11 protein-coding genes are annotated in these 10,789 nt (G+C 67.1%); 4 read left to right on the top strand and 7 right to left on the bottom strand.

Features of this window, described 5'->3' with window-relative positions; all coding sequences use genetic code 11:
* On the top strand, nucleotides 1–403 hold a 403-nt coding region (gene uppS / locus AC1DBQ_RS07715; RefSeq protein ID WP_476927945.1), incomplete at its 5' end, for a polyprenyl diphosphate synthase.
* 233 nt (nucleotides 404–636) lie between these two features.
* Nucleotides 637–2,076 carry a PhoH family protein gene (locus AC1DBQ_RS07710; protein ID WP_476927944.1) on the top strand — a complete coding sequence of 480 codons (1,440 nt, stop codon included), beginning with the start codon at nucleotides 637–639 and terminating at the stop codon, nucleotides 2,074–2,076.
* A gap of 440 nt (nucleotides 2,077–2,516) precedes the next feature.
* Here the strand turns inward: AC1DBQ_RS07710 and AC1DBQ_RS07705 are convergent, their stop codons facing one another.
* Nucleotides 2,517–3,167, bottom strand: a complete 651-nt coding sequence (locus AC1DBQ_RS07705; RefSeq protein WP_476927943.1) for a GNAT family N-acetyltransferase — start codon at nucleotides 3,165–3,167, stop codon at nucleotides 2,517–2,519.
* 59 nt (nucleotides 3,168–3,226) lie between these two features.
* Nucleotides 3,227–4,051, bottom strand: a complete 825-nt coding sequence (locus tag AC1DBQ_RS07700; RefSeq protein WP_476927942.1) for a hypothetical protein — start codon at nucleotides 4,049–4,051, stop codon at nucleotides 3,227–3,229.
* A gap of 58 nt (nucleotides 4,052–4,109) precedes the next feature.
* Between AC1DBQ_RS07700 and AC1DBQ_RS07695 the strand changes: the two genes are divergently transcribed.
* Together AC1DBQ_RS07695 and AC1DBQ_RS07690 are read left to right on the top strand one after the other, a co-directional pair.
* The gene (locus AC1DBQ_RS07695) at nucleotides 4,110–4,667 is read left to right on the top strand and encodes a prepilin peptidase (RefSeq protein WP_476927941.1); all 558 of its coding nucleotides are present in this window, start codon (nucleotides 4,110–4,112) and stop codon (nucleotides 4,665–4,667) included.
* A 9-nt stretch (nucleotides 4,668–4,676) separates the two neighbouring features.
* Nucleotides 4,677–5,147, top strand: a complete 471-nt coding sequence (locus tag AC1DBQ_RS07690) for an NUDIX hydrolase (protein ID WP_476927940.1) — start codon at nucleotides 4,677–4,679, stop codon at nucleotides 5,145–5,147.
* A gap of 126 nt (nucleotides 5,148–5,273) precedes the next feature.
* On the opposite strand, the gene AC1DBQ_RS07685 is transcribed toward AC1DBQ_RS07690, so the two are convergent.
* The 5 genes from AC1DBQ_RS07685 to AC1DBQ_RS07665 form a co-directional block, all read right to left on the bottom strand.
* Nucleotides 5,274–6,917, bottom strand: coding sequence for an MDR family MFS transporter (locus tag AC1DBQ_RS07685; protein WP_476927939.1), 1,644 nt, complete (start codon nucleotides 6,915–6,917; stop codon nucleotides 5,274–5,276).
* The gene (locus AC1DBQ_RS07680; protein ID WP_476927938.1) at nucleotides 6,914–7,687 is read right to left on the bottom strand and encodes a TetR/AcrR family transcriptional regulator; all 774 of its coding nucleotides are present in this window, start codon (nucleotides 7,685–7,687) and stop codon (nucleotides 6,914–6,916) included. Before AC1DBQ_RS07680 ends, AC1DBQ_RS07685 begins: the two co-directional genes overlap by 4 nt.
* A 144-nt stretch (nucleotides 7,688–7,831) precedes the next feature.
* Nucleotides 7,832–9,268, bottom strand: coding sequence for a class II fumarate hydratase (locus AC1DBQ_RS07675; RefSeq protein ID WP_476927937.1), 1,437 nt, complete (start codon nucleotides 9,266–9,268; stop codon nucleotides 7,832–7,834).
* Between the two features lie 97 nt (nucleotides 9,269–9,365).
* The gene (locus AC1DBQ_RS07670; RefSeq protein ID WP_476927936.1) at nucleotides 9,366–9,980 is read right to left on the bottom strand and encodes a carbonic anhydrase; all 615 of its coding nucleotides are present in this window, start codon (nucleotides 9,978–9,980) and stop codon (nucleotides 9,366–9,368) included.
* Nucleotides 9,981–9,990: 10 nt separating this feature from the next.
* Entirely contained in the window at nucleotides 9,991–10,725 is a 735-nt protein-coding gene (locus tag AC1DBQ_RS07665; protein WP_476927935.1) for a DUF4245 domain-containing protein, read from the bottom strand.
* Between the last annotated feature and the right edge of the window lie 64 nt (nucleotides 10,726–10,789).

Here is a 10,789-nt window from a genome sequence, read left to right as displayed (position 1 = left end):
GCCGGACTACCTGGCCGAACGGCTGAACAATCTCACGGCCCGCACTCCGGCGCACGAAAAGCTGCACGTCAATGTCGCCGTCGGCTATGGCGGACGGCGGGAGATCGTCGACGCCGTCCGGGAGCTGCTGCACGACGCCGTCAGCCGGGGTGCGGACATCGGAAAACTGGCCGATGAACTCACCGTCGATGACATCTCGCGGTTCCTCTACACAAGGGGCCAGCCGGATCCGGACCTCGTGATCCGGACCTCCGGGGAGCAGCGGCTTTCCGGGTTCCTCATGTGGCAAAGCGCCTACAGTGAGTTCTACTTCTGCGAGGCCTTGTGGCCGGCGTTCCGCAAGGTCKACTTCCTGCGCGCCCTGCGCGATTACGCCGGCAGGCAGCGCCGCTTCGGCGCCTGAACCGTTCACGCGGAGTTCACAAACCGGMAACAAGAATCGCCGACAAATTGGCGGACAAACCCACCCCCGGAGACGTACGTTTATCCCATCGGCGGGCAATTCGCCGGCCGATCGGGGAGGCCAGTACATGGAGCGGAAGTTMGCACCGGGTGTATGGGAGGCCGCGCGCGGCCTTCAGGCCGAGCCGCCTCACCAATAACAAATCCGGGCATTGCCCCGGGGCTGGAGTCGATGTGGCTATTTCTGAGCAACTGCCCGATGTCATTTCCGACCAGGGACAGAAAGCTACCTCTCGCGCCAAGCGAGCCACCTCAAAGACCGGTGCAGCGGATTCCGCCGCGGCCGGTCTTGCTGTTTCCGGGGAAGGAACAGGAATCCGGGGCACGGCCCGCAGTTTCGTGATCGACACCTCCGTGCTGCTCTCCGATCCKCGGKCCCTCCTGCGCTTCGCCGAGCACGAGGTCATCCTGCCGATCGTCGTCATCACCGAACTCGAAGGAAAGCGCCACGACCCTGAACTGGGGTACTTTGCACGCAAGGCGCTCCGGCTGCTGGATGACCTGCGGCTCGAGCACGGCGGCCTGGACCRTMCCATCCCGCTGGGCCGCGACGGCGGCACGCTCATGGTGGAGCTGAACCATATCTCCGCAGAGGTGCTGCCGGCCGGCTTCCGCGGGGCGGACAATGACAGCCGCATCCTCGCGGTGGCAAAGAACCTGGCCAACGAAGGCCGCGACGTGACGGTGGTGTCCAAGGACCTGCCGATGCGCGTCAAAGCCTCGGCCATGGGGCTGATGGCCGACGAATACCGCAATGAACTCGTCAAGGACTCCGGCTGGACCGGCGTCGCCGAGATCGACGCGGGCGAAGACGAGGTCGCCACCCTCTACGGGCACGAGCCGGTCTTCATCCCGGCCGCGGCCGAAATGCCGACCAACACCGGGCTTGTCCTGCTCTCCAGCCGCGGCTMGGCCCTCGGCCGGGTCGGGGCGGACAAGCAGGTCCGGCTCGTCAAGGGTGACCGCKACGTCTTCGGCCTCCACGGCCGCTCGGCAGAGCAGCGGCTCGCGATCGACCTMCTGATGGACCCRTCCGTCGGCATAGTCTCCCTCGGCGGCCGCGCCGGCACCGGCAAGTCCGCGCTGGCCCTGTGCGCMGGTCTCGAAGCCGTCCTGGAGCGCCGGGAACACCGCAAGGTGATCGTCTTCCGTCCCCTGTACGCCGTGGGCGGCCAGGAACTGGGCTACCTGCCCGGATCCGAGGCGGAAAAGATGAACCCGTGGGCGCAGGCCGTCTTTGACACGCTGGGCGCCCTGGTCAGCCAGGAAGTCGTCGAGGAAGTAATGGACCGGGGCATGCTCGAGGTCATGCCGCTGACGCACATCCGCGGCCGCTCGCTGCATGACGCGTTCGTGATCGTCGACGAGGCGCAGTCCCTGGAAAAAAATGTGCTCCTGACGGTCATGAGCCGGATCGGCCAGAACTCGAAGATCGTCCTGACCCACGACGTCGCCCAGCGCGACAACCTGCGGGTCGGACGGCACGACGGCGTAGCCGCGGTGGTCGAGACGCTGAAGGGCCACCCGCTGTTCGGCCACGTCACCCTCACCCGCTCAGAGCGCTCGCCGATCGCTGCCCTGGTGACCGATCTGCTCGAGGGGGCGGAGATCTAGGCCCGTCCCGGTGTGGGGCCGTGGTCCGGTTCGCCGGGCCGCGGCCCTTCGCTGTGGCCAAGTCTGCCGTGGTCGCCTTCGCCGGAACGCGGCCTTTCGCCGTCGCTTAGACACGACGCATGGGGACCCCTGCGGTCGCTGAGCGACCTCCGGGGTCCGATGCGTCGCGATGCGCTCCTTTACGAAAGACCGCGTCCCGGCTGGCGAGCGTCCCAACTTACGATCGTCCGCGTCCCGGCTGGTGAGCGCCTCGACTTAGCCGGGCCGCGGTGTCCCGCTAAGGAGCGCATCGCCGACCAAAGCGAAGCGAAGTTCGCCCAGCGACCGCAGCGCAGCGACGGGAGGTGTCTAAGCGACGGCGGGATGCCGCTGCCCTGCGAACCCAACCACGGCAACCCAGCGACGGCGGGACGCCGTGGGCCCGCCGCTGACTGTTGCTGCTATTGCTGGATACCCAGGTACTTTGCGGTGGCTTCGTGGCCCTTTACTTGGGGGGTCCAGTCGGGGCGTCTGAAGGTGGCCGGGGTCAGTCGGACCTTTTGGACTTCCTGGGGCTTGCCACCCCAGACGGCGCGGGTGACGCCGTTGAGTTCGTAGCCGAGGGAGCGCGAGACGCCGAGGGACGCCTCGTTCCAGACGGCGGCTTCGGATTCTGCGAAGTCGGCGCCGAGGTAGTCGAAGGCATAAAGCGCTACGGCGGCACGCATTTCGGTGCCGAGGCCGCGGCCCTGGGCGCTTTGGCGGAGCCAGGATCCCGTGCTGACGGTCTTCAGGGTGGTGAAGTCCTTGGCCGCGACGTCCTGGCAGCCGATGAAGTCGCCGTCGTGCCAGATGCCGAGCAGGAGGGTCCAGTCCCCGGGCATCATGCTGCTGCGGCACTGCCAGTACCACTGCGCCATGTTTGTCCCGAGCTCGTGGCGCGGGGCGTCGGTCCACGGGGTAGTGAAGGGGCTCCGGCCCGGCTCGTGCACGCCGCTGAGGGCGGCGCCGATAGCGGCCGGAATGTCCTCGTCCCGGACGGGGCGCAATGTCAGGCGGGGCGTGGTCAGGGTCAGTCCGAACGGGGGCCAGTAGTCGGCGGGCGAAGTCATCGCAGGAAGCCTAACGGTACCGGGCCGGGGACGCCAGTCATGCCGCGGCACCGGCAAGGCTACTCGGCCGGCACGTCCCAGCTGATGTGGCGGCGGACGTCCGTGAGGTTCATGGATTCGGCGAGGAACAGGTCATCGAGCATGTATTCGTCCACGCCCAGGATCCTGAGCCAGTGCCCGTAGGCCGGCTCGTCGCCGGTTTCCGGTGCGTCMAGCCAGCGGCTTGCAACGCAGACGCCGGTGCCGGCGTCGACCCGTAACAGCGTGCGTCCCGGGCGGCAGATCGGGGTTGCAGGTTCGGCCGGGCGGTACGAGGGGTTCGGACTGACCGTGGTTTCGAGGGCAGGCCGGCCCTCGTGGTCGACCTCCGTGACGGGACCAAGCGCCAAAGCGTTGAGGTTCGGGAACTCCAGCGGGACGGGGGAATTCCCCGCGAGCTCCACCGGGTCCAGGACTGCGGCGAAGCGGCCGTTCCCGAAGGACGGTTCGCCGTAGGCCGCCTCCGGGCGGCGACGCACCAGCCCGTCGTCGTCGTACACCGGCGTGACCAGATGCGGCGGCAGGAGCCAGGTCTTCCGCGTCGAACTGACGTAGAAGCCGCCGCGTGAATCATTGATGCCGGTGGTGCTGGCGATCACCAGTCCGTCGACGGTTTCCAGCCGCAGGGCGCCGGGCCGGCGCAGCCACGCCCGGACGAGGTCGTCGGGGACGGCGGCTGTCGCGGAGCCCGCGGCAGCCGCCGTAGGCCGGTCCACGTACTCGAACCTCAGCGACTGCCACTTCCATGGCGAGGATCGGCACAGGTGCCGGAAGGCTGCAGCCTGGTCCGCCGGGCCTCGGGGCACGAGCGGCCCGCGCCGGTTCCTGCTGTCCCATGCGGCCATATCCACAGTTTACGCGCGGGGACCGGCGGGCCGGACGAATATCCAGTAGCATCCGAGAGTGATCGAACGACTCGGCAACCTGGGCGCCGCCAACCCGCTGGCCTTCTGGCTGGCCCTGGCCGCGTGCGCCTATTTTTTCGTGATGGCCGTCCGGCTCACCGTGATCGATGTCCGGCACCACCTGTTGCCGGACCGGATCGTTTTTCCCTCTTATGCCATCGCCGGACTTCTCCTGCTGGGCGCGGCCGCCAGCCAGCTTCTTCCCGCCGKGCAGGATGTTGCCGGCACACCGGATTCCGGGCTGTTAGGCGTGCCGGGGCTGCGTGTCCTCGCCGGCGGGGCCTCCCTGTGGCTGTTCTATTTCGTCCTGCACGCGGTGTATCCGCCGGGCATGGGATTCGGCGACGTGAAGCTTGCAKGCGTCCTGGGAATGTACCTGGGATTCCTTGGCTGGGGGCACGTCTTTGCKGGGACCTTTGCCGCGTTCATCTTCGGCGGCCTGTGGAGCCTCGGATTGCTCGTCGCACGCCGCGGGACTCTGCAATMGGCCATTCCCTTCGGACCGTTCATGCTCGCCGGAACGGCAGCAGCCATGCTGCTGATCCCCGCCACGTAGGCGCGCGGCATGGCGACCCCGGAGTTCATCGTGAGGCTGCGCGAGAAGATCGGGCACGAGGCCCYCTGGCTGCCCGGAGTCAGGGGAGTGGTGTTCGACGACGACGGCAGGGTCCTGCTCGGCCGTCGGGCCGACAACGGGCAGTGGGGACTGATCAGCGGGATCCTGGAACCGGGCGAGGAACCAGCGCCGGGCCTGCTGCGGGAAATCCTCGAGGAGACGGGTGTGGTTGCCGTTGTGKAGCGGCTGGTTTCTGTTGATGCCGTGGGCCCGACCCGGTATCCCAACGGCGACGTGTGCCATTTCCTGACCCTGGTGTTCCGCTGCCGCTTTGTCTCGGGCGAGGCCCGGGTCAACGACGACGAATCCCTCGACGTCGGCTGGTTCCTGCCGAAGGACTTCCCGGACCTCATGGCCGGACACCTGGAAACGATCCGCCGGGCCAGCGGCCCCGCCGGCGACGTCCACTACCGGTGCTGACCCGGGCCGGGCTGCCAGTACTGACGCGCATGGCATGCAGCAGGGGCGCCGCAACCCCCAAAGATTGCGGCGCCCCTGGTTGGCACCGGCGGATGCGGCCCGGCTTCGGGAACGGAGTCCGGAAGATCAGCCGCGCTGGCGCGTGAGCTCGTCGTCGTTCCTGGCAGCCKCCGCCCGTTCCGCCTCGAGCCGCTCGGCTTCCTCGCCGCCGACGGCCTCTCCGCGGGCCACCATTCCGGCGGTGTCCGAGAGCGGAATCTGCTTGAGGGTAATAGCCAGGATCAGGGCGATGCCCAGGAACGGGAGCAGGTACCAGAAGACGGGCGCGAGCGAATCCGCGTAGGCGTTGACGATCGCGTCCTTGAGCTGCGCCGGGAGCTGGCTGAGGGTCTGCGGGTCCATCGTCCGGGTGGACTGCGACGCCTGCTCGGCGGACGCCCCGGCGCCGGTGAAGGCATTGGTCAGGGCTTCGGCGAGCCGGGTGGTGAAGATGGAACCGAACACGGCGACGCCCAGGGATGCGCCGACCTCGCGGAAGTAGTTGTTGGTGCTGGTCGCCGTGCCGATCTGGTCCGCCGGCACGGAGTTCTGTACCACCAGGACAATCACCTGCATGATCGAGCCCAGGCCGGCGCCGAAGATCAACAGCTGCACACAGATGACCCAGATGGGGGTGGCGGCCGTGAGCGTGGTCAGCCACAGCATTGCGGCGATGGTCAGGGCCGCCCCGAGGATCGGGAACATCTTGTACTTGCCGGTCTTGGAGATCCGGATGCCGGAGAAGATGGCCATGCCCATGAGCCCCACMATCATGGGCAGCATCAGCAGCCCGGATTCCGCGGCGGAGGTCCCGGAGGACATCTGCAGGAAGGTGGGAACGAAAGCGATCGCCGCGAACATGCCCAGCCCGAGGGTGAAGCCAATGGCCGTGGAGTTCACGAAGATGCGGTTCTTGAACAGGCTCATCGGAATGATGGGGTCCTCGGCCCGGCGCTCCACCATGACGAAGGCGGTGGCGKCGAGTACCAGCCCGGCGCCGAAGGCCCACGTCAGCGGCGAATCCCAGCCTTCATCCTTCTTGCCGCCGAAATCCGTGAAGAAGATCAGGCACGTGGTGGCGGTGGAGAGCAGCAGCACGCCCAGGATGTCGATCCTCTTCTCGGCCTTCTTGTTTGGCAGCGTGAGGGTGAACCAGGCAATCGTGAACGCGGCGATGCCGATCGGGATGTTGATGTAGAAGGCCCACTCCCAGGTCAGGTGGTCCACGAAGAAGCCGCCCAACAGGGGACCGGCGACGGCGGAGAGGCCGAAGATGGCGCCCAGCGGGCCCATGTACTTGCCGCGTTCCTTGGCCGGAACGATGTCGGCGATGATGGCCTGGGACAGGATCATGAGGCCGCCGCCGCCCAGGCCCTGGATGGCGCGGAACACCACGAAGCCCCAGAAATCGGAGGCAAAGGCGCAGCCGACGGAAGCGACCGTGAAGAGCCCGATCGCCACGAGGAACAGGTTCCGCCGGCCCAGGATGTCGCCGAACTTTCCGTAGATCGGCATGACGATGGTGGTGGCCAGCAGGTAGGCCGTGGTGATCCAGGCCTGATGCTCCACGCCGCCGAGCTTGCCGACGATCGTCGGCATGGCGGTGGAAACGATGGTCTGGTCGAGGCTGGAGAGCAGCATGCCCGCGATGAGGGCGGAGAAGATGATCCAGATGCGTTTCTGGGTCAGCAGCAGCGGCTCGGCTGCTGGCTTGGTGCTGACGGCGCTCATTGCGCTCCTTCGGAAGGGGTGGACTGCGAACTGGACTGCGAAGAACTGGACTGCGAAGAATTCGACTGCGACGTGCTGGACTGCTGGATGTCGGGCCGGGACATGCTCAAGGGGGTCGGCCCGGCCCGAGAGGGGTCGAACGGCAGCGCAAAGAGCGTCCGGGCCGCCGCAATGTTTTCGAGCAGCATGTCCTTGTAGGTGCGCGTGTTACCTTCGGAGAAGTAGCCGGCGCTGGTCTTCCTGGCGATGTTGCCCAAGAGGACTACGGCCATGCGCACCACGGGGTGGTCCGTCGGGACGCCTTCCCGGGCCGCGAGCAGCCGGGCGAACTCGGCCTCGCGTTCCTCGGAGGCGCCGATGATCCGGAGCATCAGCTGGGGCTCCTTCTTGATCACACCGATCAGCTGGCGGGTCTCTTCCTCGGAGCCGCTCATCCGTTCGGCGAGGTCGAGGGACAGCCGCACGAGGTCGGCCAGGAGCGAGTCCGATATTTTGCCGGCGGGCGAGCCGGCGCCGCCTGCCATGAAGCGTTCGACCACCTCTTCGGGAAAGTCGTCGTCGACGTGGCCGAGGATTGCATCTTCCTTGGCGGGGAAATAGTTGAAGAACGTCCGGCGGGAAATGCCCGCCTGCTCGCAGACCTCCTCTACGGTGTAGCCGTTGAGGCCCCGTTCGGCGGTCAGGGAACGCGCGACGGCGGTGATTGCCGCCCGTGTGGCGGCGCGCTTGCGCTMGCGGAGGCCGCCCTCATTAATTACACTTTTGCCCATAGAGTACATTTTTGCACTTAACTTCAATTAGTGCAAAAGTTGGCGGCGTACCGGGACACGACGGCAGCCGGCGCCTTTCGCAGGAAAGTCGCCGGCCGCCGGAGTTGGTTGCCGTGGTGACCGGTGCGGCGCACCGGGCGTTGTTTAGGCTTTGTGCGGCGGGCGCGTCATGGACATGACGTCCAGTGCGGTGTCCAGCTGCTCTTCGGTCAGCTCGCCGCGCTCCAGGAAGCCCATGGAGACGACCGTTTCGMGGATGGTCAGGCCCTCGGCCACGGCCTTCTTGGCGATCTTGGCGGCGTTCTCGTAGCCGATGAACTTGTTCAACGGGGTGACGATCGACGGTGAGGCCTCGGCGAGGAAGCGGGCGCGCTCGACGTTGGCCGTGATGCCGTCAATCATTTTGTCGGCCATGACACGGCTGGTGTTGGCCAGCAGTCGCACGGATTCGAGGAGGTTGGCGGCCATGACCGGGATGCCGACGTTCAGTTCGAAGGCGCCGTTGGTGCCGGACCAGGCGATGGCGGTGTCGTTGCCGATCACCTGGGCGCAGACCATGATGGACGCCTCGCAGATGACGGGGTTGACCTTGCCGGGCATGATCGAGGAGCCCGGCTGCAGGTCCGGGATGGCGATTTCGCCGAGGCCGGTGTTGGGGCCGGAACCCATCCAGCGGAGGTCGTTGTTGATCTTCATGAAGGAGATCGCGATGTTGCGCAGCTGGCTCGACGCCTCGATGAGGCCGTCGCGGTTGGCCTGGGCTTCGAAGTGGTCGCGGGCCTCGGTCAGGGGCAGTCCGGTGTCGGCTGCCAGCAGTTCGATCACGCGCTCCGGGAATCCGGCGGGGGTGTTGATGCCGGTGCCCACGGMGGTGCCGCCGAGCGGGACCTCGGCGACGCGGGGGAGGGAGGCGTTGATGCGCTCGATGCCGTAGCGGACCTGGGCGGCGTAGCCGCCGAATTCCTGGCCCAGGGTGACCKGGGTGGCGTMCATGAGGTGCGTGCGGCCGGACTTCACKACGTCCTTGAACTCCACGGCCTTGCGCTCCAGCGACTCTGCCAGGTAGCCGAGGGCCGGGATCAGGTCATTGATCAGCGCGGACGTGGCGGCCACGTGCACCGAAGTCGGGAAGACGTCGTTGGAGGACTGGGAGGCGTTGACATGGTCGTTCGGGTGGACAACTTTGTCGCTCCCGGCGGACTTGAGGGMGCGTGAGGCCAGCTCGGCGATGACCTCGTTGGTGTTCATGTTCGAGGACGTGCCGGACCCGGTCTGGAAGACGTCAATCGGGAAGTCGCCGTCGAACTTGCCGGCTGCAACGAGGTCGGCGGCGTCGGCAATCGCCTGGGCGAGCTCGCCGTCGAGCACCCCCAGTTCGGCGTTGGCCTGGGCAGCGGCCTTCTTCACCCGGGCCAGGGCCTCGATGTGGGCGCGCTCCAGCGTCTTGCCGKAGATCGGGAAGTTCTCTACTGCCCGCTGCGTCTGTGCGCGGTACAGGGCGTTCACGGGAACGCGGACTTCGCCCATCGTGTCGTGTTCAATGCGGAACTCTTCGGTGTTCAACTCATCTGTGGAAGTCATGGGGCTAGCTTATTGGGAGTGGGCGTCCCACCGAAAACCGTGAACGGCCGCCGCAATCGCATCCGCGGCGGAAGGGGCCGAGCCCGACGTGCCGGGCTTAGAGCTCGCCGATCCCGGACACGAGGTCAGCCTTGCCGTCGGCCAGGCTGTACGCGAGTCCAATGACCGCGGCGCGGCCGCCTTCCACTGCGTCCGAAATCACACGGGAGCTGTCCACGAGGCGCTGTGAGGTCTGCTTGACGTTCTCGATCACCATGTCATTGACGTCCTCCTGATTGTTACGGAGCGAGGTCAGCACGGAGGGGGTGATGCGCTCGACCAGGCTGCGCATGAAGCCGACCGGCATCTGGCCGGTCTCCACGGCAGCTTTGGTGGCCGTAACGGCGCCGCACCGGTCGTGGCCCAGAACCACAATCAGCGGCACGCCGAGGACGCTGACGCTGTATTCKAGGGAGCCGAGCACGGCGTCGTCAATCACCTGGCCGGCGGTCCGGACGACGAACGCGTCGCCCAGGCCGAGGTCGAAGATGATCTCTGCCGCGAGGCGCGAGTCGGAACAGCCGAAGATGACCGCGAACGGGTGCTGGTTTTCTACGAGGGACGAGCGCCGCGATGCATCCTGGTTGGGGTGCGAGGATGCGCCGGAGACGAAACGTTCGTTGCCTTCGCGGAGTCGGCGCCAGGCAAGTGCAGGAGTGAGATAGGTGGCCACGCCCCCGACTTTACTGTGTTGCCGTGGCCGAGGGGGAATCTGTTGCGTCCGGGGTGCTCGCCGGAGCCCCGGCAGGCGGATTGCTTTCGAGCGACTTCACCACGGCCGCCGCCAGGGTGGAGAACTCCTCCAGCGTCGCGGATCCGGACAGGATGACGGTGGTGCCGCGTTCCGCCAGCACCATGGATTTCTCGCCCGTGCCGGTGTCGCGCAGCTCCCAGTCCCGGCCGCCCGCGTTCCGGGTGCCGGTCACCGGCGCGTTCTTGGTCTGCTGCAGGAGCCAAGTGGGGTTGGCCTGCCGGGTCTGCACCAAACCGATGAAGGACTCCTTGGGCGTCAGGTAKCCGACTTCCCAGGCCGGGACGCCGCTGCCCGCGCCGGACTCCCAGCGGGCGTAGTTGGGATGAAATGTGTCGCCGGTATCGGCTGCCACGGGTGTGAATCCCGCCACATCGGCGGCGTTCTGCGCTACGGCGCTGACGTTGATGTTCGGGTGGTAGCCGTCGGTCTTGGGCGAGGGATTCATGAGGACGATCGGCAGGAACGCGGCGATGCTCACCACCAGGGCGATGAGCATGCCCATCACGGAGGCATTGGCGCGTTTGGCCGCCGCGGCGGCGATAACGGGCCGGACCGGCGGCTGTCCGGAAGCGTCGGGGCCGGCCGCGGGGGCGCCGCCAGCCGGAGAACCGGGGGCTGCGGGGGAGGTGTCCTGCAATTCACTCACCCCTCTATAGTYGCCCATGTCCGGGCCGATCTCACATTCGCGCCCCGGCGGCCGCCTAACGGTGAAGTGCGTCACGCACCGG

It is taken from the genome of Arthrobacter sp. 10T413_2 (assembly GCF_056394205.1).
This window is presented reverse-complemented; position numbering and strand designations above follow the sequence as displayed.